Genomic DNA, 20,928 nt, shown 5'->3' on the forward strand with positions numbered 1-20,928 from the left:
GTGAAACTCACCGGAAATGGCAACCGCAGGAGCGATCGAGCAGACCTGGTTTTTGCCACTTCCTAGTTTCGAGCACTAGTGTGCACGCAACCAAGCACAGATCGTGCAGACATGGAGGCCCGGGGTGGACCGCTACGCGAGATGGAACGCCCTGCTCGAAATGCTCACCGACTCGGGCCGGGTCACCGTCGAGGAAGCCGCCGATCGGCTGGACGTCTCCCAGGCGACCATCCGGCGGGACTTCGACCAACTCGCGCAGCAGCAGATGATCACCCGTACCCGGGGTGGCGCGGTCGCCAACGGGGTCTCGTACGACCTGCCGCTGCGCTACAAGACGGCAAAGCACTCGGCGGAGAAGCAGCGCATCGGCGCGGCCGCGGCGGCGCTCGTCTCCCCGGGCACGGTGGTCGGCCTCAACGGCGGCACCACGAGCACCGAGGTGGCCCGGGCGCTCGCGGTACGCCCGGATCTCAACACCAACGCCGAGGGCGCGCAGTTGACGGTGGTCACGAACGCGCTGAACATCGCGAACGAGTTGCTCGTCCGGTCCCGGATGAAGGTGGTGGTGGCCGGCGGCGTGGTCCGGCCGAAATCGTTCGAGCTGGTCGGTCCGCTGGGCGGGGCGCTGCTGCGTGAGGTCACCCTGGACGTGGCGTTGCTCGGGGTGGACGCCATCGATCCGCTGCTCGGCGCCGCAGCCCATCACGAGGGCGAGGCGGCGATGAACAACCTCATGGTGGCGCGGGCGAAGCGGGTGGTGATCATCGCGGATTCGTCCAAGCTGGGCGGTCACGCCTTCGCCCGGATCTGCCCTGTCGACCGGGTCGAGACGCTTGTCACCGACTCCGGCGCGGCACCCGAGGTGGTCGACGCCTTCCGCGCCGCAGGCGTCCACGTCATCTGCGCCTGAGGGCTGACGCGGCGTCGCGTCGCCGACGCTCACCGTATCGAAATCTTCCATTCCGGCGTGGCGCTGCATACCGGGTATTGCCTGCGGCTGCATACCGCGTATGGTGTCGTCGTCGCCCACACACCAACGGGGGAGGTGCAGCTTGCCAGCTGTCCTGGAGATCGAAGGTCTACGAAAGACGTACCGAAGCCGACGCCGTGGCACCCGCAACGCCCTGGACGGCTTCGACATGCGGGTCGAGGCGGGCCAGGTGCACGGCTTCCTCGGCCCCAACGGGTCGGGCAAGACCACCACGCTGCGTACGCTGCTCGGCCTGATCCGGCCGGACGGCGGCCGGATGGCGATCCTCGGGCACGAGGTGCCCGGGACGCTGGACCAGGTCGCCCCGCAGGTCGGCGCGATCGTGGAGAGCCCGCAGTTCTTCCCGCACTTCACCGCGTGGGACACGCTGTCGCTGCTGGCCGGCGCCGGTGACCTGCCCCAGCAGCGGGTCGACGAGGTGCTGGAACTTGTCGGTCTGCGCGACCGGGCCGGTGAGCGGGTCAAGACGTACTCGCTCGGCATGAAACAGCGGCTCGCGGTCGCCTCCGCGCTGCTGAAGAACCCGCGGCTGCTGATCCTGGACGAGCCGGCAAACGGTCTCGACCCGGGCGGCATCCGGGAGATGCGGACGCTGATGCGCAACCTCTCCGAGGCCGGCATGACAGTGGTGCTCTCCAGCCACATCCTCGGCGAGATCCAGCTGATCTGCGACTCGGTCACCATCATCTCGCTGGGCCGGCGGGTCGCCTTCGGCCCCGTCGACGAGGTGCTGGCGCAGCACTCCTCCGGCGGGGTCCGGGTGCGGCTGGAGGCGGTCACCGACCTTCCGGTCGCCGCCACGGCACTGACCCGGGCCGGGGTACGCGTCACCACGAACGACGACCACCTGATGCTCGCCGGGGTGGACAAGCCGGCCACGGTCACCCGACTCCTGGCCGAGCAGGGCCTCTACGTCAGCGAACTCGCGCCGATCGCTGTCGACCTGGAGAGCGTCTTCCTCGAACTGACCGCCACCGCGCCGGTACCCGGCCAGCACCGGCAGGTCGACCAGTCCGTACGAATCGACGGGACGGCGCCGTCCGCGCCCGCCGCAGGAGGTTGGGGCGCGTGAGTCTCTTCCGTACCGAACTACGCCGGTTGGCCAAGCGTCGCTTCGCCCGCTGGATGACCGCCGGTGGCCTGCTGGTGCTGGTCCTGGTGGTGGCCGGCATGTTCTTCAGCAACCAGAAGATCGGCCCGGACCAGTTCGCCGAGGCACGGCGGGCCGCCGACCAGCAGCACCAGGAGCAGGTGCGCTGGGCCGAGCAGGAACGCGCGAACTGCGAGCGGGCGAAGGCGGCAGGTGAGAGCGTCGACTACTACCCGGCCGACTGCGCCGAGATCACGCCGCCGCCCCGGGAGTCGATCGAGGAGCAGTGGTTCCTGCCCTCGACCTTCGACTTCCGGAAGAGCTTCGGCGAGTTGCTGATCCCGCTCGCCGGGATCCTGGCCATGGTCGGGTTCGTGGTCGGTGCCTCGTTCGTGGGTGCCGAGTGGAGCACCGGCGGGATGATGAACCTGCTGCTCTGGCGGCCGAAGCGGCTGACCGTCCTGCTGACCAAGCTGGGCGCGCTGCTGACCGGGCTGCTCGCGCTGGCGCTGCCCGCCACGGCGGCCTGGTTCGGCAGCATGTGGCTGGTCGCCAACCTGCGCGGCACCACCGAGGGGATGACCTCCGGGACCTGGCAGTCGTTCCTCATCGGCGGGTTGCGCGGCATCGTGCTGGCACTTGTCGCGGCGACTGTGGGCTTCGCCCTGGCCTCGCTCGGCCGGCACACCGCGATGGCGCTCGGCGGGGCGATCGCGGTGATGGTGGTCGGCCAGGTCGGGCTCGGCATCCTGCTCTCCATGGCGCAGGTGCGCTTCGCCGAGGCGTGGCTGCTGCCCACCTACGCCATCGCCTGGATGACCAAGAAGGTCACGCTTCAGGACTGGCAAGCCTGCAACGCCACCTACACAGGTGAGTGTGAGCCGGCCACCCTGGACATCACCTGGCAGCACTCGTCTGTGCTGTTCACCGTCGGGGTCGTCCTCTTCCTCGGCGCGGCGCTGTGGACGATGCGGCGGCGCGACATCACCTGAGCCGGCCGGTGGCGGACCGTCCCTCGCCGGGGCGGTCCGCCCTGCCCCGCGCTGGTGCCGCCGTCCGGCGGGATGCGGCAGGTGACGGCCCTCGTTAGGCTGATGGGCCAGGTTGGCGTTGCCGTGCCGGCCGCCCCGGATGAGGAGCACGATGCAGCCCGCCGACGCCACCCCGGCAGCGCCTACCGGTCCGGACGCCGTCGCGGTGCCACCGCCGAGATCCGCCCCCGAGGTCGAGTTGACGTCGCCGGACGCGGAGGAGCCACCTGCCGACGCCGGCGGGGAAGCGGCCCCGGCCGGCGGGCTGGACGAGCGGGAACGGGAGATGCTCGCCTTCGAACGGCAGTGGTGGCGGCACGCCGGTGCCAAGGAGCAGGCCATCCGGGACCGGTTCGGGCTCTCGGCCACCCGCTACTACCAACTGTTGAACGCGCTGCTGGACAATCCGGCGGCGCTGGCCGCCGACCCGGTGCTGGTGGGCCGGCTGGTGCGGCTGCGCGCCTCCCGGGCCCGCAACCGACGCCGCTGACCTGGCCAAGGAGTGTCTTCCGGCCCGAGGTGGGTAGGCCGGGGCGCGGGGAGGTGGCGATGAGCGGCGGGGGGCCCAGACAGCCGGGACGAACGGCGCATCCGGACACCGGTGTGCCCGAAGCGGCCCCGGACGAGCGTCGGCGGGGTGCGGCGGTCGGGACCGCACCCACCATGCGGGTACGGTCCGCGTCCGCCCCGCCACCGGGTCGGGCGGCCAACGAGGACCTGGTGTTCCGGTTCGGGTCGCTGGTCGGGGTGCTGGACGGCGCCACCGTGCCGGAGGGTTTCGACACCGGCTGCGTACACGGGCCGCAGTGGTACGTCCAGCACCTGGCCGCCCGACTCGGCCTGGCGGAGGCCGCCCGACCGGCCGCGACGCTTGTGAGCAACCTGGCCGCGGCGATCCTCGCGGTCCGTTCCGACCACGGCGAGCAGTGCGACCTCGACCATCCCGGAACCCCGTCGAGCACCGTGTGTCTACTCCGCGACGGCGGTGACCAGGTCGACTATCTGGTGCTCTGTGACAGCCCGCTGGTGCTCGACACCGGTGGGCGCGTCGACGTGGTGATCGACGACCGGCTGGCCGCTTCGGCGGCGGACCTGCGTGAGACCGCCGACCTGCTGCCCGGGTCGACCGACCGGGCCACCCGGTTCCGGCGCGCCGTCACGGTGCAGCGGGAGCGGATGAACCGTACCCACGGTTACTGGGTCGCCGCCGCCGATCCCGACGCGGCCTACCACGCGGTGGTCGGAACGGTGCCTCGGCACGGGCCGGCGGCGTTGCGTCGCGCCGTACTGCTCTCCGACGGTGCCTCCGCCGCGGTCGAGGAGTTCGGCCTGCTCGGCTGGTCCGGCCTGTTGGACGTGGTGGCCACGGAGGGTCCGGACGCACTCATCGACCGGGTACGCGTCGCCGAACGGGACCACCCCGAGCGGCGACGCCGGCACAAGGCGGCCGATGACGCCTCCGTCGTCTACTGCGAGTTCGACCGGCCGGACGATCGCGGAGCGTGACCCGGGAGGCGGATCGACCCGACCGGTCGGTCCGTTCCACCGGAGGGGCCTGTCGTTTCCAACCGGGTGGACGTGCGGCGTCAGGCGCGGAAGACTGCGGCACGTGACTGGTGCGGTCCGGTTGGAGCCGGTGGACGAGCAGAATCTCGAACCGTTGCTCTCCGTGGCGGTGGCCGAGGCGGAGCCGGCCGACGTGATGCCGCCGGTGGAGGCGCCGGCCGGTTGGTCGCACGCGCGGCGGGAGGCGTTCCGGGAGTTCCACCGGGCCAGCTTCGGCGGGCTCGGTGGGTCCGCCCGCAGCGCGATGTACGCGATCGTGGCGGGCGGTGAGGTGGTCGGCATGATCCGGATGAGCCGACGGGACGAGCCCGGCGTCGCCGAGGTGGGCATGTGGCTCGGCCGGTCGGCTCGTGGGCAGGGGATCGGCGCGGCAGCGCTGCGCGAGCTGTTGCATCTGGCGGCAGCGGCGGGCATGCGGACAGTGGTAGCGGACACCACACCGCAGAATCGCGGTGCGCTCTCCGTCCTCGGAAGGTGCGGCGCGAAGCTGCGCGAGGCCGACGACCGGGTGTACGCCGAGATCTCGCTTGACGACACGGCCCCCTGTTGACCGACCTGCTCAGCCGCGCTGCTCGGCGTACGCGGCGAGCCAGGCGACCTGGGCCGGGTCCAGGGACGGGCGGATCCGCGACCGGGCCGTGGCGACGTGCTCGGCGGTGACCGTGGAGGCGGTGAGCGACTCACGCATCGCGGCCAGCGCGGCCTCCCGGACCAGCGCCGCGCAGTCGGCGGCCGAGAACCCGTCCAACTCAGCCCCCAGGGCGGGAAGGTCGACACCCTCGGCGAGCGGCACGGTGCGGGCGGCGGCCCGCAGGATCTCCGTGCGGGCCTCGGCGTCCGGTGGCGGCACGTAGACCAGCCGTTCCAGCCGCCCCGGGCGCAGCAGCGCCGGATCGACCAGGTCGGGACGGTTTGTCGCGCCGACCACCACGACGTTGCGCAGCGCCTCCACCCCGTCCAGCTCGGTCAGCAGCGAGGCGACCACCCGGTCGGTGGTGCCGCCGTCGGTGGCCTGGCCGCGTACCGGGGCGAGGGCGTCGACCTCGTCGAGGAAGACAAGCGTGGGGGCGGCCTCCCGGGCCCGACGGAACAGTTCCCGCACCGCCCGTTCGCTCTCGCCTACCCACTTGGACAGCAGCTCCGCGCCCTTGACCGACAGCACGTTCGCCCGGCCGGTCCCGGCCAGCGCGGTCACCAGGTAGGTCTTGCCGCAGCCCGGCGGACCGTAGAGCAGCACCCCGCGTGGTGGGTGCACCCCGAGCCGGGCGAAGGTGTCCGGGTAGGTGAGTGGCCACAGCACCGACTCGGTGAGTGTCTGCTTGACCTCCACCAGGTCACCGACGTCGTCGAGGGTCACCCGGGCCAGTTCGAGGGTGGCGGCGGCCATGGTGGTCGGCCGCACCACCTCCAGGGCGGCGGTGAAGTCCGCCATCAGCACCGTGGGCGTCTGCGCCGACTTCTGCCGCAGGGCCGCGCGTACGCCGGCCTCGCGGACCAGCGCGGCCAGGTCGGCGGCGACGAAACCGGGGGTACGCGCGGCGACCTCGTCCAGCCGTACGTCCTCGGCGAGCGGCACCGGGCGGGTCAGCACGGTCAACTGCTCCCGGCGCAGGCTGGCGTCGGGCAGCGGCACGTCGATCCGCAGCGAGAGCAGGTCCGGGGCGCGGAGGGCCGGGTCGACCGCCTCCGGGCGGCTGCTGGTGCCGACCACCGCCGCTCCGGCCCGTACGAGCTGTGCCACGCACTGCCGGAACACTGTCGCCACCGGTCCGGGAGCCTCCGCCGGGGCCAGCGCCTCCACGTCGGTGACCAGCAGCACGGCCGGCCCGTCGGCAAGCGTCTCGGCCGTCACCGTCCGGAGTCGGGTCGCGGCCGAGTCGTTCGTCAGCGCCGCCACCTCCGGTGCCCAGAGCTGATGCACCCGGGCACCGACCTGGGCGGCCACCGCCCGGACCAGTGCCGCCTTGCCCGAGCCGGCGGGTCCGCTCACCAGCACCCCCAGCGCCACTGTGGTGCCCAGCCGGCCGAGTACCTCCCGGTGGTGGAAGCCGAGGTCGAGCAGCTCGGTCAGCTCCTCGGCCTGGGCGCGCAGGCCCGGCAGCTCGTCCACCGACGGCACGTCCGACCCGCTCGCCTCGTCGGCCCGGACAGTCTCCGGGTCAGGTCCCACGCCGGCCCGCAGGGCCTCCCCACCCCGCTTCACGGCCCGGACAAGACTGCCGCCGGCACCGCCCGCGATCCGGCCGTCTGCCACCCGGACGCCACCCGCGGCGGTGCCGCCGTGGGTGGCCGGGCCGTGCTCCCAGGCCACCAGGGTGTCCATGGTGACGAGCGCGCCCGGGTCCGGCTCGGCGGCAAGCACCCGCAGCAGGGTGCTGGTCCACGCGTAGCCGACCCGGGTGGAGAGGCTGCGCCGGGCCGCCTCGACCAGCGTGCGGGTCGACGCGTCCGGCAGCACGTCCTGGGGCAGCAGGGAGACGTCGTCCCCGGTGGTGACCACCTTGCCGAGCAGTGCCAGCCGCAGCATCTCCGGGGAGACCACCGCGACGATCTCAGCGGGCCCGGCGACCAGCACCCGGCGGGCGGGGGTGACCGGAGCAGGGCTCAGCCGCACCTGCCCACCGTCCCGGACGCCGAGGTTGCCCAGCATCAGGTCGTCGGCGTGTAGCAGGGCGGCGCTGGCCGTGCTCTCGGCCGGCGCGACGAGGCCGGCGGTAACCCGTCGCCCGGCGAGCCGGACCGGGTCACCCGGGCGCAGCGCGAGGGCGGTGAGCGCCTCCGGGTGCAGCCGGACGATGCCCCGTCGGGCATCCAGTGCGGCCGGCCGCAGGCTCGCGATCAGGTTCAGCTCGGGTTCGCCCACCGCCCGACCCTAGCGCCTGATCACCCGTGGTCCGGTCAGCCGGCCGGCTCCTCCCCGGTGAGCAGCGACGGATCCCGGCGGATCAGCTCGGCCAACCGGGCCGCCGGATCCTCGCTCAGCCCCTCCTGGGCGGCGGACCAACCGGGCACGGTCTTGACCGACAGTGGCCAGGAAGGCGGCGGCGCGGCGGGCTGCCCGCTGACGGTGACCTCCTGGTCCGCCCAGGCCACCCGCAGGTCGTACGCCTGCCCGTCATGCTCGACGCGGGCGGCGACAGACGCCCCCGGATGCGCCGCGACGGCTGCGCGCAGTGCCTCGGCAACGTCTTCCACCGGGTGCCGTGCCGGCGCCTCGTGGGCCGGTTCGCGGACACCGGCCCAGCCAGGTCCCGCGTTGCGGCTTTCGCTCCGGCTCCGCCCGTGATCGGACCCGTGCCCCGGGTCCGGCTCCGGACTCGGCTGGTCGTCGGCCGGCACGGTCGGGTCCGTGGCCCGTCGGCGTAGCGCCTCCTCGCGCCGACGCATCCGGGCCAGAGTCTCGTCCAGTCCGCCTCTCATCCGCCTCACCCCTTCCCACGAGGGGCCTGCGAGCCGGTCGGCTCAGGCCCGTTTCTCCCGGGTGGCCCGGTCCAGCGCGCGGTCCAGGACGACCAGCAGGGCGTCCCGGACCGAGAGCCGGTCCCGCGCGTCGAACTGCACCAGAGGTACATGTTCGCCGATCGCCAGAGCCCACCGGATCGCACCGAGGTCGTGCGCCAACCGCCCGTCGAAAGCGTTCACCCCGACCACGAACGGCAGTCCCGCCCGTTCGAAGAAATCGATCGCCGGGTAGCAGTCGTCGAGCCGGGCGCTGTCGACCACCACCAGCGCGCCGAGCGCACCCCGGGCCAGGTCGTCCCACATGAAGCCGAAACGGGTCTGGCCCGGTGTGCCGAACAGGTAGAGCTTCAGGCTGCGATCGATGGTGACACAACCGAAGTCCATCGCCACCGTGGTGGTGGTCTTTCCGGAGCGCTGACCAGGGTCGTCGACCCCGATTCCGGCGGTGGTCATCTCCGCCTCGGTGGTCAGCGGGGCGATCTCCGAGATCGAACCCACGGTGGTGGTCTTGCCCACCCCGAAGCCACCGGCCACCAGGATCTTCACCGGGATCGGCGGCGTCGCCCGCTGCGTACCCGTGGCGGCTGGCGTCGCGGCCGGCGGCCGGTACGGCGGCGGTGCCGTGGCGGAGTGGGCGGGCGGCGGAGGCGCGGTGGCCCGGCCGATCGACGGCGGAGTCGGTGCGGGACCGCCGTAGCGGGCCGCGGCGCTGTTGGCGGCGAGCGCGCCCGGTGGTGCTGCGGGCCAGTCAGGAGATTGCACGAAGTCCATCAATCACTCGCAGGATGACGTCGGGGTCGAGGGCGTCGTCGGCGTCGGTCACGTGCACGTCCAGGTGGCCGGCGGCGCGCAGGTCGCCGACAAGCACCCGGGTCACGCCGAAGTGCAACCGGGTCTTGGCGGATATCTCGGCCACCGAGATCGGCTCACCGCAGAGCGCCACGATGGCCTGGAGCTCCGGGCTCAACCGGGTGGCCACGACGGTCCACGGCTCGGTGGTCGGCCGGGCGGTCACCTGGGTCTCCAGGCCGATCGTGGGGTCGGCGCCGGCCACCCGGCCGGCGGTCAGCACGAAGGGGCGGGGCCCGGTCGGCCCGGCCTCCTCGGGCTCCGATCCGATCGCCGCCGGTGCGCCCGCCGGGCCGGCGGAGCCGGCCGGGGAGGACTCGCGCAGGTAGGGCCGGATGCGAATCACCGGCTCCTGATCGGCGCCGGCGGCGTCGGGATTCATTGCTGTACGGAGTTCTTGAGTTCGGCGATCAGACGCGGGGTTAGCGCACCACCGGCCCGACCGGCGAAGAGGGTCATCTCGTAGGCGACGGTGCCCAGGTTCGCCGAGCGGTCGGCGACCACGCCGAGCACCGAACCGCTGCTGATCGCGCTGATCAGGAGATAACCCTCGGCCATGTCCACCACGACCCGGTTCAGGCCGCCCAAGGCGTACCAACTGGCGGCCCCACCGGCCAGGCTGGTCATGCCGGAGACCACCGCCGCGAGCCGCTCCGCGTTGGACCTGTCCTTGATCGCGGACATGGCCATCAGCAGGCCGTCCGACGACACGGCGATCGCCTCCAGCACCCCGGCGGTGCCGGAGGTGAAGGAGTCCAGCAGCCAGTTGAAGGTACGGGCCTCGGGGCTGAGGTCGCCCGCCGGATGGCTCTGGTGGTCGAGGTTCTCGTGCACGTGCGGGCTGGTCACCGTGGCGTTCCTTCGTTGTCGCTGCGGTCGTTACGGACGTCGCGCAGAGCCCGGGCGACGCCCGTCTCGAACGCGTTTATGCGATCGCGCACCTCGGCCGGATCGCCCGGGTCCTGGGCGAGCGGTTGCTGTGGCAGCTGCGCGATCAGGTTGGCACCGGGCACCCTGCGGGACAGCTGGGACAGCCCCGCCGGAGCCGGCGGCTCGACCGGCTGTGGCAGGGCGTCGGCCTGACTCTCCTCGGCCCGGCGTACCCCTGATTCGAACGCCTCGACCGCGGCGCGGGCGGCATTCGGGTCGACGCCCGTGGCGTCGACCGGACCCATCTTCGGCGCCGTCCTCGGCAGGCTGGCCCCCGGCACCCGCTGCCGGATGCCGGGCATCGGGGCCGGTGGGGCCGCCGACGTCGGTGCGGCCTGCGGCACCGTCACGGTCGCCGCGTCGATCCCGGCCGGGGCGGCCGGTTCCGTCCCGGTCATCCCGGCGGTCTCCGGCGCGGTGGCGAAGGCGTCCCAGGACTCGGTGAGCTCCATGCTCTCGGTGGCCCGGGTCAGCAGCGTCGGGTTGAACCCGGCCGGCACCACCGCGGGTTCCGTCGCCGGGCCGACCGGGTCGAGCGTGGCCGGGGTGTCCCAGGCCACTGGCACCGGCTCCGGCTGCTGCCGGGCCGGGAGGGCGGCCGGTGGGGTGGCCCGACCGACCGGCGCGATCGGGGGACCGGCCGGCTCGGGTGGCCCGACGACAAGCGACGTACGGGGAATCTGGAGGGTGGCGGTGACACCGCCACCGGGGGTCGCGGAGAGGCCGACCGCCCAGCGGTGCCGGCGGGCCAGCCGACCCACCACGAACAGACCCAGCACCTCGGTCGGGGCGAGGTCCAGCCGTTCCCGTCGGGTGAGGCGGGCGTTCTCGTCGGTCAGCCGCGCCTCGGTCATGCCGATGCCGTGGTCCACCACGGTGAGCTGTACGCCGTGCTCGGTGAGTTCGCCGCTGACCAGCACCCTGGTGTGCGGCGGTGAGAAGACCGTGGCGTTCTCCATCAGTTCGGCCAGCGCCAGCACCAGGTCGCCGACGATCGCCGGTGCCGCCGCCGCCTCGGTCGGCACCTGGACGTCCACCCGGGTGTAGTCCTCGATCTCACCGAGGGCGAGGCGGACCACGTTTGCCAGCGGAACCGGCGCGACGTGCGCGACGTCGCCCACCGCACCGGAGAGCACCACCAGGTTGCCGGCGTTGCGCCGCAGCCGGCTGGAGATGTGGTCGAGCCGGTACAGGTTCTCCAGCCGCCCCGGGTCGGTTTCCTGCTGCTCCAACCTGTCGATCAGGGCGATCTGCCGACCGACCAGGTTCTGCGTACGCCGGCCGACGTGACCGAACATCTGGGCCACGTTGCGCCGGCTCGCGGCCTGCCGTTCCACGAGCCTCGCGGCCGTGTTCTGCACCCGTTCGAAGGCCCGGGCCAGGTCGCCGACCTCGTCCCGGGCACCGACGTCGACCGGATCGAGGCGGACAGGTTGGGCGTTGTCGGTCTCGTCGTCGGCCACCCGGACCAGTTCGGACTCGGCTACCCGGGCGACCCGGTCGGCGGAGCGGGTGAGGCGGGTCAGCGGCCCGGTCACCGTACGGCCGATGGCCAGCGCGAGCAGCACCACACCGACCAGGATCAACGCGACCAGCCCGGTCACCCAGTACGCCCCGGACAGCGCCGCCTGCCGTTGTGCGCGTACCTCGGCGGTCACGTCGGCGACCAGCTTCTTCTCAACGAACTGACCCAGCGTGATCAGTGAGGAGACGGTCGGGAAGAGGGCCTGGATGGGGATGTCCGCCACCGCTGCCGCCGGGTCCTGGGCGCTCTGTTGGAGGAACTCCGGGCTGGTCCGGGCGTCCACGGCGGTCTGCTCGATGTTCACCAGCGCCTGCTGCTCCGGGGTGAGCAGACCGAGCATCTTGCTGCTCTCCGACTGGAGGGTGGCCATGTTGGCCACGAAGGCGGTGGCGAACTGTGGGTTCGGTGAGGCGGCGACCAGCACGATCAGGGCACCGCCGCCGCTGAGTCCCTCGCTCTTGCGCAGGATGCTGTCCAGGGCCAGCGTCTGCCGCCCGGCGGGCGTCCGGGTGTCCACGTCGTACGGCAGCCGCAGTGAGTCGATCAGGGCGAGGTGGACCGGCCCGTACGCGCCGATGACCTGCGGCGGCGCCGCCTGTCCGGCCAGCACGGCCGTGCGTACCTCGGCCAGTTGCTTGACGCCGTCCAACGCCCTGTCCACCTCGGTCGGCAGGTCGTCGTCGAAGTCGACCCGCAGGTCGACGATCCGGTCGTCCACCTCCGCGATCTCCTGCACCAGCGCACTGCGCTCGACCTGCCCGAGCAGGAGACCGATGGCGAGCATGCGTTCCCGCTGGAGGTGCTGGAGCAGGGTGCCGACCCGGCTGGCGATCTGGACGGTCTGGTCGATGTCGCCGGCCCGTTGGGCGACGCCGGTTCGTTCCCAGACCACGGGCAGGGTGAGTCCCAGCATGCAGAGCAGGGGAATGGTCACCAACAGGGTGAGTTTGCCGCGGATCCGGAGCCTACCGAGCAGCATCGAAGGGCCTCCACCGATCCGGCTCGTGGAGCTGTCCCACCGGCTGAAGCGCCGGTGGCCGCTCGGCGGGACGTGATCCGACGGGATCCCACCGGGCACCGGACGGCGGTGCCGGGGTGACGCCACCCGCGGTGGCGACCGACGTGTCTCTTGGACGGGACATCCAGCCGCTCACCGCAAGGCCGATCAGCAGCAGTGCGGCGAGGCCGCCCGCGCCGAGGATCAGCAGACGGTCTTGGTCCAACCCGTCGAGTCGCTCCGCCAACAGCCTGTCGATCTCATCGAGGAGGACCGGTTGGAGCTGCCTCGCGGCCTGCTGCGCCTCGTTGCGGGCCGCGAGGAGGCGGGTCGTGTCGAGCGTGCCTGCCCGGTCGACAGGCTGTGAGTACAGCGCCATCGCCTCGACGGCCCGCTGGTAGGCGTCGAAGGGGGTGAGCACTGTCGCGCCCAGGTCGGCGCTCTCCGTGTTCTCCACCACCGACCGCAGGTTGTTGGCCAGGTCGTTCGCGGGTTGCAGGGCGGCACCCCGGAGGGTGGCAAGCTGGCTCAGCGACTGGACCTGTTGGGCGGCGGGCCGGCGGTTCATCAGGACGGTCAGGTCGGTGAGTCGGCCGGCGGCGACCACCGCCTCCGGCATCTCCTCCCCGACGCCGTCCTGCAGGAAGTACGCGTCGACTCCGGAGTCCCGGACCAGGCCGGAGGTCTCCCGGACCTTGCCGTGCAGCGCCAGCAGCAGGTCGGTGACCTCGCTGTACACGGTGAAGGCGGCCTCCGGGTCGGCGAGTGAGCGTTCGGGCAGGGCCTCCAACTTCGCGCGCAGCCCGGCCCACCGCTCGCTGGTGCTCAACTCGCCACCGATGCGCGCGTCGACAGTCGCGGCCCGCTCGACCGCCTGGTCGAGGGTGTCCCGGCGCAACGACCGTCCGGTGACGGCGGCGCTCTGCGCGTCGACAAGCGCGTCGGTCACCGGACCGAGGGCGCGAAGGTATTCGACGCCGAGTCGTTCCCGCACGACGACGTCGCGGTCGGTGTCGACGAACTGGTGTGCCTGTACGACGAGGAACGCCACCGGCAGCAGCAGCGCGGTGACGAGTAGCAGCGGCAACAGCCGGCCCGGTGTCCGGGGCCGGCGACGGACCCGCGGAGCGGGAACGGTCATGGTTGTCTCCTCCGGCGTGGCGCAGGTTGTCCGACGGCGTCGACGAGCCGGTCCCGTGCGCCGGACCGGAAAACTAATCGAAGGCTGGTGGTCTGAGATCGGTCGGCAACCGTCAGTTTTGCGTCACTTCGAGCGATGTGACTCACGGCGATCAATTTGCTCACCGTGGGTGTCACTCATGTGGAAGATAGGCATGCTTGAGTATAGATTCTGATGAAAGGCGGGAATTTCCACGATGCGAACTCATCCCAAAGGTTCGCCGACTGGACGCTGTGCGGATGACCTTCGCCGGATGACGATCGGGCTACCAGAACGGACGTACGGCGGATCTCAGCTAATACTCAGGTTTCGGGCCGTACCGTGTGCCCAATGAGATCGCCGTTCTCGGCCGCGCGGATGCGACGTGCCCTGCCCACCGGCCGCCGGGCCGTCGCCGCCACCGCGGCTGTCGTCCTGCTGGCGGCGGCGGTGGTGTGGGCGGTCTGGCCGGACCGGCCGAGCTTTCGCACCGAGTCCGCGATACTCACCGTCCGGTCCGGACCCAACGGCGACGAGCCGGTCGACCTGGACACCACCCTGTATCTTCCGCGTGACGCCGCAGCCGGCCGTGAGGTGCCCGCGGTGCTGCTCGCCCACGGCTTCGGCGGCACGAAGACGTCGGTCCGCACCGACGCCGAGGACCTGGCCGACCGGGGGTACGCCGTACTGACCTGGACCGCGCGCGGTTTCGGCCGCAGCGGCGGCGAGATCCACCTGGACAGCCCCGACCACGAGGTACGCGACGCCCAGCGGCTGCTGGACTGGCTCGCCGAACGGCCGGAGATCCGTACCGACGCCACGGGTGACCCCCGGGTGGGCGTGGTCGGCGGCTCCTACGGCGGTGCGCTGTCGTTGCTGCTCGCCGCTCAGGATCAGCGGGTCGACGCGATCGTTCCCATGATCACTTGGAATGACCTGTCCCGCGCGTTCCTGCCGGAGAGCACCGGCGGCGAACCGGTCGATGGCGTGTTCAAGTCCGGCTGGGCGGGCATCTTCTTCGGCGGCGGCGGAAACGTCGGCTCCGGCCCGGCCGGGATCTCCGGCACCGACGCCGAGACGCCGGAGGGCGCGCCGGGCGCCGGGCCGCCCAGCCCCGCCCCGGGCCAGGGGCCGGGCACCGCACCCGGCGCACCGACCGTCGGCGGTCTGCCCGATCCCTCCTGCGGCCGGTTCGCCGCCGACGTCTGCGCCGCGTACCTGCGCATCGCCGCCACCGGTCGGGCCGACCAGGGCGCCGTCGATCTGCTGCGCCGGTCCAGCCCGGCCGGCGTGCTGGACCGGATCACGGCACCCACCCTGCTCGTCCAGGGTGCGGCGGACACCCTCTTCCCGCTGGCCGAGGCCGACGCCAACGCCCGGGGCATCGCCGCGAACGGCACGCCGGTCCGGGTCGCCTGGTTCACCGGCGGCCACGACGGCGGCTCCGGACCGCAGACCGACTCCGACCGGGTGAAGTTCCTCACCGCGCAGTGGCTCGACCACTACGTGGCCGGCGACGGTGACTCGCCCGGCGACACCTTCACCTTCTCGCGGATCGCCGGCTTCGACGCGATGGACCGTGGGTTGGTCGCCACCGGTTACCGCACCGAGGACTATCCCGGTATCGGCGGCGACTCCCGGGTCGAGGTGGCCGTCGCCGGTCCGGCTCAGCCGGTGGCCAACCCACCCGGCGGCAACCCCGCCGCGATCTCCTCGGTGCCGTTCGCCGGCTCGTTGAGTTCGCTGCTCGGCGGGGTGGCCGGCGACATACCCGGGCAGCACGCGCGGTTCGAGTCCGAGCCGTTGACCGAGGCGGTCGACATCGTCGGTGCGCCGACCGTTTCGCTGCGCGCCGCGTCGACCAGCGGCGAGGCCGTCCTCTTCGCCAAGCTCTACGTGGTCGACCCGGAGGGGGCGGCCACCCTGCCCAGCGGGCTGATCGCGCCGATCCGGCTCAGCGACCTCCCGGCGAGCGTGGACGCCGCCACGCCGGTAACCGTGACCCTGCCGGCGATCGTGCACCGGGTGGAGGCCGGGCACCGGCTCCGGCTGGTGGTGGCCACCTCGGACCAGGCGTACACGACCCCGATCGAGCCGGCGGTCTACACCGTCGCGGTCGGTGACACACCTGTCAGCCTGCCCACTGTCGACAGCGACCCGATCCCCACCGAGGCGGCGCTCTGGCGCTGGGTGCTCGTGGGGTTGATCACCGCCATCGTGGTCGGGCTCGTCGTGCTCGTGGCCGTGCTGCGCCGCCGGCACCGTCGCCAGGACACCTCCGTGCATCCGGAGTACGCGGACACCCCGCTGGCGGTGCGCCGGCTACGCAAGGAGTACGCCGACGGCTTCGTCGCCGTCTCCGAGGTGGACTTCGAGGTGCACCCCGGTCAGGTGGTCGGCCTGCTCGGGCCCAACGGCGCCGGCAAGACCACCACCCTGCGGGTGCTGATGGGGTTGACCCAGCCCACCGCCGGGGAGATCTACGTCTTCGGGCACCGGCTGGTGCCCGGCTCGCCAGTCCTGTCGCGGATCGGCGCACTGGTGGAGGGGCCGGGGTTCCTGCCGCACCTGTCCGGCCTGGAGAACCTGAAGGCGTACTGGCGGGCGACCGGCCGACCGGAGGCCGACGCCCACTTCGAGCAGGCACTGGAGATCGCCGGCCTGGGCTCCTCGGTGCACCGGCGGGTACGCAAGTACAGCCACGGCATGCGGCAGCGGTTGGCCATCGCCCAGGCCATGCTCGGCCTGCCCGAACTGCTGGTGCTCGACGAACCGACCGACGGGTTGGACCCGCCACAGATCGCCGAGATGCGTCGGGTGCTCCAGCGGTACGCCACTGACGGTCGGGCGGTGCTGGTCTCCAGTCACCTGCTCGCTGAGGTGGAACAGACCTGCACCCACGCCGTGGTGGTGAACAAGGGCCGGATCGTGGCCTCCGGACCGGTCGAGGAGATCGTCGGTGACTCGCCGAGCGTGCTGTTCGAGGTGAACGACCCGACCGCGGCCCGTACCGTGCTCGACGGTCTCGGCGGCGTACGCGTCCTGGACGACGCCGACGGGCACCTGGTGGTGGACACCAACGGCACCGCCCGCAGCGAGGTGGTCGCCGAGCTGGTCCGGGCCGGGATCGCAGTGGACCGGGTGGTGCCCCGGCGCCGCCTGGAGGACGCCTTCCTCGCCCTGGTGGGCGAGAACTCTCGGGGAAGCGGGGACCGGTGATGGCGGAATCGACTGTCGAGCCGACGCGGGACACGACAAGCGTTGCCGCCTCGGGAGCGGCGGCCGGCTACCGACCCGCCCGGACGCTGCCGTTCGGTGCGGAGTTCCGCAGGCAGGCGTCGCGTCGGCGGACCCAGTTGGCGCTCGGCTTCATGGTGCTGCTGCCGCTGATCATCCTGATCGCGTTCCAGTTCGACACCAACGACGACGACAACGGCGGGGGCGAGTTCGGCAGCCTGATCGATCTCGCCACCTCCGGTGGTCTGAACTTCACCCTCTTCACCATCTTCGTGTCGGCATCGTTCCTGCTGGTCGTCGTGGTGGCGCTGTTCTGCGGTGACACGGTGGCGAGCGAGGCGAGTTGGGGGAGCCTGCGCTACCTGCTGGCGATTCCGGTGCCTCGGGCCCGACTGCTCACGGTGAAGCTGCTTGTCGCACTCGCCTACTCGGCGCTCGCGTTGGTGCTGCTCGCCGGCACCGCGCTGGCCATCGGCACCCTGCGCTACGGCTGGTCGCCGCTGCGCAGCACGGTCGCCGCGCAGTTGGCACCGGGCGAGGGGCTGCTGCGGCTGCTCGCGGTGCTCGGGTACCTGGCGATCGTCCTGTTGGTGGTCGCGGGCCTGGCGTTCCTGCTCTCGGTGACCACCGACGCGGCGCTCGGCGCGGTGGGTGGCGCGGTGCTGCTGTGGATTCTCTCCAGCATCCTGGATCAGATCACCGCGCTCGGCGCCATCCGGTCGTTCCTACCGACGCACTACAGCACCGCCTGGTTGGGGTTGCTCTCCACACCCGTGCAGACCGACGACATCGTCCGGGGCACCGTCTCGGCGATCTGCTACGCGACGGTGTTCTGGGGCCTGGCCTTCTGGCGCTTCACCCGCAAGGACATCACCAGCTGAGCGCACCCGAACGTGGTCAGAGCAGCGGGACCGGTGTGGTGGGCGGCGGGTCGGGCGCTGCCCGCGTCGGCTCCGGCGTTCTCGGCTCCTGTTTCCGCCAGGCGCTGACCCCGAGCCGGTCGGTGTTGCCCAGGTCGATCCGCCCCTGCATGACGACCCGCTGGGCGGGCTGACCGCGCAGCGGGGCGACGTCGAGGTGCTCGGCGTTCGTCGCCACCACCGTCGGGTCGTCGACCAGGTTGCGCCAGAGCAGCGCGGCACCGGCCGCCTCGCCGGGAGCCAACACCAACGGCCGGGGTGGCTTGTCGAAGCCGGACGTGATTCCTGTCGCGCCGTGGATCACCCGGACCGAAATGGCATTGCCGTCCGCGTCCCGCAGTCGCGGCTCCGGATACCCGTGCAGCCGGTAGGGGTGGTCACCGCAGTTGACAAGTTCGAGGCCCATCGCCCGCAGCCCCATGGCGGCACTGACGCCGCGGTAGGTGATCCGCACACCGGAGTCGGGGCAGCCGGAGGTCGGGCCGTTGTCGACGCCGGGATCGCGGTCACGGGACGGCGTGTCACCGAGCGCGCCGGACATCGGGTCGCCGGGCGCGCTGGAGGTCGGCACCGGGCCGACCGGTGCGCCCACCCCGTCGCCGACCGGGGCGCAGCCGGCGAGGAGGGCGAGCGCTGCGGCGCCCGCGATCGGCACGGCGACGAGCCGACGGAGACCGGTGGTCGGGCTGCGGAACGTTGCGCCTGGCATCCGAGCATCGTCGCACCGGCCGCCGCGGCCTGTGGCCCCGCCGTGGGTGTGCGCGGACCACGAGGTCGGGTCGGGTCTCGTCGGGTCGCGCGGACGGCGGCATACTCCGCCCGCTCCGGCCGGTGCCGGACCAGCTACTCCGGTCCGGGTGGGAGAAACAGCTGCGGTTTCCGGAAGCTCCGCCCACTAGGATGAGTGTGGGAGCGTTCCCACGAAGAGAGATTGCATCGACAACTATTTATGACTTCCGCATTCTGGTACCACCACCCCACTCGTAGGAGGTACCAATGCGTGCTGACCGGTTCGGCGGGCCGGCTCTGTCCCTGTTCCGCATCGTCATCGGGTTGTTGTTCCTCATTCACGGCATGTCGTCCGTGTTCGGGATCTTCGGCGGCAACCGTGGCACCGGCGAGGCCGTACCCCTGGGCCAGTGGCCCGGCTGGTACGCCGCGCTGATCCAGTTGGTCTGTGGCGGCCTCGTGCTCCTGGGGCTGTTCACCCGGCCCGCGGCCCTGCTGGCGTCGGGCTCCATGGCCTACGCGTACTTCGTGGTCCACCAGCCCGAGGCGCTGCTGCCGCTGCGCAACCACGGCGAGTTGTCCGTGCTCTTCTGCTGGTCGTTCTTCCTGATCGCGGTGCTCGGTCCGGGCACCTGGGCAGTGGACAACCTGTGGCGGCGCGGGGACGCGACTGTCGCCCTGGATCGGGCTGAACCACGATCCGTCCCGGCCTGACGGCAGTGCCTCAGCGGCGCCGGGGCACGCGACGGCGCCGCTGAGGTTTCGCTCACAGGCTGGGATTGACCGGCGACGGCCGCGCCCGGATTGCCTAGACTCGGCCACACAACTGCATACCTCATCCAGAGGGGCTGAGGGATACGGCCCGACGACGCCCCGGCAACCACCTCGCACGCTCACCGTTGAGCGTTCGGCGGGGCAGGTGCCAATTCCGTCCCCGCCGCAGGGTGCGATGCGGGGAAAGATGAGAGGACTTCGACATGACGTCGACGCTCGCCCCGTCCGGCATCGACACCGCCGCCAGCCCCGCCCGCGCCCTGGTCTGCCGGGCCTGTTCGGCCCGCTACCCGCTCGCCGCCCAACACGCCTGTTACGAGTGCTTCGGCCCGCTGGAGGTCGACTACGACCCGGCCGCGCTCGCCAGCGTGACCCGCGAGCAGATCGAGGCCGGCCCGCGCAATCTCTGGCGGTACGCCGCCCTGCTGCCCGCCGGCCAGGACCCGGCCGCCAGGGTCACCCTGGACCCGGGGTTCACCCCGCTGGTGGCCGCCGACCGGCTCGCCGCCGAGTTGGGCATCACCGCTCCGCTGTGGGTCAAGGACGACAGCGCCAATCCCACCCACTCGTTCAAGGACCGGGTGGTGTCGGTCGCGCTTACCGCCGCCCGCGCGCTGGGTTTCTCCCGGTTCGCCTGCGCCTCCACCGGTAACCTGGCCAACTCCGTCGCCGCGCACGCCGCCCGGGTCGGTGCACCGTCCGTGGTCTTCATCCCGAGCGACCTGGAGCAGGGCAAGGTCGTCACCACCGCCGTCTACGGCGGCGACTTGGTCGCCATCGACGGGTCGTACGACGACGTGAATCGGCTCTGTGGCGAGCTCGTCGAGACCGACGAGTTCGAGGACACCGCGTTCGTCAACGTCAACGTGCGGCCCTACTACGCGGAGGGGTCCAAGACGCTCGGGTACGAGGTGGCCGAGCAACTCGGCTGGCGGATCCCCGCCCAGGTGGTCATTCCGATGGCCTCGGGCGAACTGCTCACCAAGATCGACAAGGCGTTCAGCGAGCTTGTCGAGATCGGCCTGGTCGAGGCCCCGGCCGGCGGTTGGAAGGTGTTCGGCGCGCAGTCCGCCGGTTGCAACCCGATCGCCACCGCACTGCACGGCGGCACCGACGCCATCACCCCGGTCAAGCCCACAGGCATCGCCAAGTCGCTGAACATCGGCGACCCGGCGGCCGGGCTGTACGCCCTGGAGGCGGTGCGTCGTACCGGTGGCTGGATGGATCACGCCGACGACGACGAGATCCGCGCGGGGGTGCGCCTGTTGGCGCGTACCACAGGGGTCTTCGCGGAGACGGCCGGCGGGGTGACCGTGGCGGTGCTGCGCAAGCTTGTCGAGTCGGGCCGGTTGGACCCGACCGCCGAGACGGTGGTGTTCAACACCGGCGAGGGGCTGAAGACGCTCGACGCGGTGGCCGGTGAGGTCGGCCCCACCCACCGGATCAAGCCGTCGCTGCGCGCGGCCCGGGACGCGGGCCTGCTGAGCTGACCGCGACGGTCGGGGAGTAAGCGGCATTTCGCAGGGAGTGAGCGAAACACGCCGCCGGGGACTTGACGACCGCAAACGGACGGCGCAAGATGCTCCGTGCGGGAGGGCGCTTCGCCGTAGACTTTCAGTCTTTACGACCCAGCGCCGGAGGCGTTGTGCGATCGTCCCTCCCGACCAA

The 20,928-nt window shown here is 72.0% G+C and carries 17 protein-coding genes, 2 pseudogenes and 1 riboswitch; of the genes and pseudogenes, 10 read left to right on the forward strand and 9 right to left on the reverse strand.

Annotation, left to right across the window (positions count from 1 at the left end; translation table 11 throughout):
- Positions 1-124 precede the first annotated feature (124 nt).
- From CLT74_RS24340 to CLT74_RS24365, 6 genes are all read left to right on the forward strand, one after another.
- Positions 125-910: a DeoR/GlpR family DNA-binding transcription regulator gene (locus CLT74_RS24340; protein ID WP_099849193.1), complete on the forward strand. Its 786-nt coding sequence runs from the start codon at positions 125-127 to the stop codon at positions 908-910.
- Between the two features lie 142 nt (positions 911-1,052).
- On the forward strand, positions 1,053-2,063 hold the full coding sequence (locus tag CLT74_RS24345; protein WP_099849196.1) for an ABC transporter ATP-binding protein: 1,011 nt from the start codon (positions 1,053-1,055) through the stop codon (positions 2,061-2,063).
- Entirely contained in the window at positions 2,060-3,073 is a 1,014-nt protein-coding gene (locus CLT74_RS24350; protein WP_099849198.1) for an ABC transporter permease subunit, read from the forward strand. The genes CLT74_RS24345 and CLT74_RS24350 overlap by 4 nt, the downstream gene beginning before the upstream one ends.
- Before the next feature lie 139 nt (positions 3,074-3,212).
- Positions 3,213-3,602, forward strand: coding sequence for a DUF3263 domain-containing protein (locus CLT74_RS24355; RefSeq protein WP_486582558.1), 390 nt, complete (start codon positions 3,213-3,215; stop codon positions 3,600-3,602).
- A 59-nt stretch (positions 3,603-3,661) separates the two neighbouring features.
- Positions 3,662-4,618 (forward strand): hypothetical protein, encoded by a 957-nt coding sequence (locus tag CLT74_RS24360; protein WP_486582559.1) that lies wholly within the window; start codon positions 3,662-3,664, stop codon positions 4,616-4,618.
- A 103-nt stretch (positions 4,619-4,721) separates the two neighbouring features.
- Positions 4,722-5,228, forward strand: a complete 507-nt coding sequence (locus CLT74_RS24365) for a GNAT family N-acetyltransferase (protein ID WP_099849206.1) — start codon at positions 4,722-4,724, stop codon at positions 5,226-5,228.
- A gap of 9 nt (positions 5,229-5,237) precedes the next feature.
- Here the strand turns inward: CLT74_RS24365 and CLT74_RS24370 are convergent.
- The 8 genes and pseudogenes from CLT74_RS24370 to CLT74_RS24400 all read right to left on the reverse strand — a co-directional run.
- A pseudogene (locus CLT74_RS24370) lies at positions 5,238-6,797 on the reverse strand (AAA family ATPase); the annotation flags it as partial.
- Positions 6,798-6,946: 149 nt separating this feature from the next.
- Positions 6,947-7,541, reverse strand: a pseudogene (locus CLT74_RS31545) (AAA family ATPase); the annotation flags it as partial.
- Positions 7,542-7,576: 35 nt separating this feature from the next.
- Positions 7,577-8,098, reverse strand: coding sequence for a hypothetical protein (locus CLT74_RS24375; protein ID WP_099849210.1), 522 nt, complete (start codon positions 8,096-8,098; stop codon positions 7,577-7,579).
- A 42-nt stretch (positions 8,099-8,140) separates the two neighbouring features.
- The gene (locus CLT74_RS24380) at positions 8,141-8,911 is read right to left on the reverse strand and encodes an ATP/GTP-binding protein (RefSeq protein WP_199172253.1); all 771 of its coding nucleotides are present in this window, start codon (positions 8,909-8,911) and stop codon (positions 8,141-8,143) included.
- Positions 8,889-9,371, reverse strand: coding sequence for a DUF742 domain-containing protein (locus CLT74_RS24385; protein WP_099849211.1), 483 nt, complete (start codon positions 9,369-9,371; stop codon positions 8,889-8,891). The genes CLT74_RS24380 and CLT74_RS24385 overlap by 23 nt, the downstream gene beginning before the upstream one ends.
- Complete coding sequence (locus CLT74_RS24390) at positions 9,368-9,838, reverse strand: roadblock/LC7 domain-containing protein (RefSeq protein WP_093403345.1); 471 nt, start codon at positions 9,836-9,838, stop codon at positions 9,368-9,370. Before CLT74_RS24390 ends, CLT74_RS24385 begins: the two co-directional genes overlap by 4 nt.
- The gene (locus CLT74_RS24395) at positions 9,835-12,423 is read right to left on the reverse strand and encodes a nitrate- and nitrite sensing domain-containing protein (protein ID WP_099849213.1); all 2,589 of its coding nucleotides are present in this window, start codon (positions 12,421-12,423) and stop codon (positions 9,835-9,837) included. Before CLT74_RS24395 ends, CLT74_RS24390 begins: the two co-directional genes overlap by 4 nt.
- Positions 12,410-13,582 (reverse strand): hypothetical protein, encoded by a 1,173-nt coding sequence (locus CLT74_RS24400; protein WP_099849215.1) that lies wholly within the window; start codon positions 13,580-13,582, stop codon positions 12,410-12,412. Before CLT74_RS24400 ends, CLT74_RS24395 begins: the two co-directional genes overlap by 14 nt.
- 369 nt (positions 13,583-13,951) lie before the next feature.
- Between CLT74_RS24400 and CLT74_RS24405 the strand changes: the two genes are divergently transcribed.
- Both CLT74_RS24405 and CLT74_RS24410 read left to right on the forward strand, forming a co-directional pair.
- Positions 13,952-16,819 (forward strand): alpha/beta fold hydrolase, encoded by a 2,868-nt coding sequence (locus CLT74_RS24405; RefSeq protein ID WP_099849217.1) that lies wholly within the window; start codon positions 13,952-13,954, stop codon positions 16,817-16,819.
- Positions 16,819-17,718, forward strand: coding sequence for an ABC transporter permease subunit (locus CLT74_RS24410; protein WP_099849220.1), 900 nt, complete (start codon positions 16,819-16,821; stop codon positions 17,716-17,718). Before CLT74_RS24405 ends, CLT74_RS24410 begins: the two co-directional genes overlap by 1 nt.
- 16 nt (positions 17,719-17,734) lie before the next feature.
- On the opposite strand, the gene CLT74_RS24415 is transcribed toward CLT74_RS24410, so the two are convergent.
- Positions 17,735-18,466 carry a DUF4232 domain-containing protein gene (locus tag CLT74_RS24415; RefSeq protein WP_099849222.1) on the reverse strand — a complete coding sequence of 244 codons (732 nt, stop codon included), beginning with the start codon at positions 18,464-18,466 and terminating at the stop codon, positions 17,735-17,737.
- 287 nt (positions 18,467-18,753) lie between these two features.
- Between CLT74_RS24415 and CLT74_RS24420 the strand changes: the two genes are divergently transcribed.
- Positions 18,754-19,200: a DoxX family protein gene (locus CLT74_RS24420; protein ID WP_099849224.1), complete on the forward strand. Its 447-nt coding sequence runs from the start codon at positions 18,754-18,756 to the stop codon at positions 19,198-19,200.
- A gap of 118 nt (positions 19,201-19,318) precedes the next feature.
- Positions 19,319-19,454: riboswitch (SAM riboswitch) on the forward strand.
- A gap of 9 nt (positions 19,455-19,463) precedes the next feature.
- On the forward strand, positions 19,464-20,750 hold the full coding sequence (gene thrC, locus CLT74_RS24425) for a threonine synthase (protein WP_099849226.1): 1,287 nt from the start codon (positions 19,464-19,466) through the stop codon (positions 20,748-20,750).
- Positions 20,751-20,928 lie beyond the last annotated feature (178 nt).

This window comes from Verrucosispora sp. CNZ293 (assembly GCF_002754655.1).

Bases quoted from the DNA above. Each gene is read 5' to 3' on its own strand.
- CLT74_RS24375 (WP_099849210.1), bottom strand. From the start codon at position 8,098: ATGAGAGGCGGACTGGACGAGACTCTGGCCCGGATGCGTCGGCGCGAG.
- CLT74_RS24355 (WP_486582558.1), top strand. From the start codon at position 3,213: ATGAGGAGCACGATGCAGCCCGCCGACGCCACCCCGGCAGCGCCTACC.
- CLT74_RS24385 (WP_099849211.1), bottom strand. From the start codon at position 9,371: ATGAATCCCGACGCCGCCGGCGCCGATCAGGAGCCGGTGATTCGCATC.
- CLT74_RS24410 (WP_099849220.1), top strand. From the start codon at position 16,819: ATGGCGGAATCGACTGTCGAGCCGACGCGGGACACGACAAGCGTTGCC.
- CLT74_RS24380 (WP_199172253.1), bottom strand. From the start codon at position 8,911: ATGGACTTCGTGCAATCTCCTGACTGGCCCGCAGCACCACCGGGCGCG.
- thrC (WP_099849226.1), top strand. From the start codon at position 19,464: ATGACGTCGACGCTCGCCCCGTCCGGCATCGACACCGCCGCCAGCCCC.
- CLT74_RS24400 (WP_099849215.1), bottom strand. From the start codon at position 13,582: ATGACCGTTCCCGCTCCGCGGGTCCGTCGCCGGCCCCGGACACCGGGC.
- CLT74_RS24360 (WP_486582559.1), top strand. From the start codon at position 3,662: ATGAGCGGCGGGGGGCCCAGACAGCCGGGACGAACGGCGCATCCGGAC.
- CLT74_RS24395 (WP_099849213.1), bottom strand. From the start codon at position 12,423: ATGCTGCTCGGTAGGCTCCGGATCCGCGGCAAACTCACCCTGTTGGTG.
- CLT74_RS24420 (WP_099849224.1), top strand. From the start codon at position 18,754: ATGCGTGCTGACCGGTTCGGCGGGCCGGCTCTGTCCCTGTTCCGCATC.
- CLT74_RS24405 (WP_099849217.1), top strand. From the start codon at position 13,952: ATGAGATCGCCGTTCTCGGCCGCGCGGATGCGACGTGCCCTGCCCACC.
- CLT74_RS24415 (WP_099849222.1), bottom strand. From the start codon at position 18,466: ATGCCAGGCGCAACGTTCCGCAGCCCGACCACCGGTCTCCGTCGGCTC.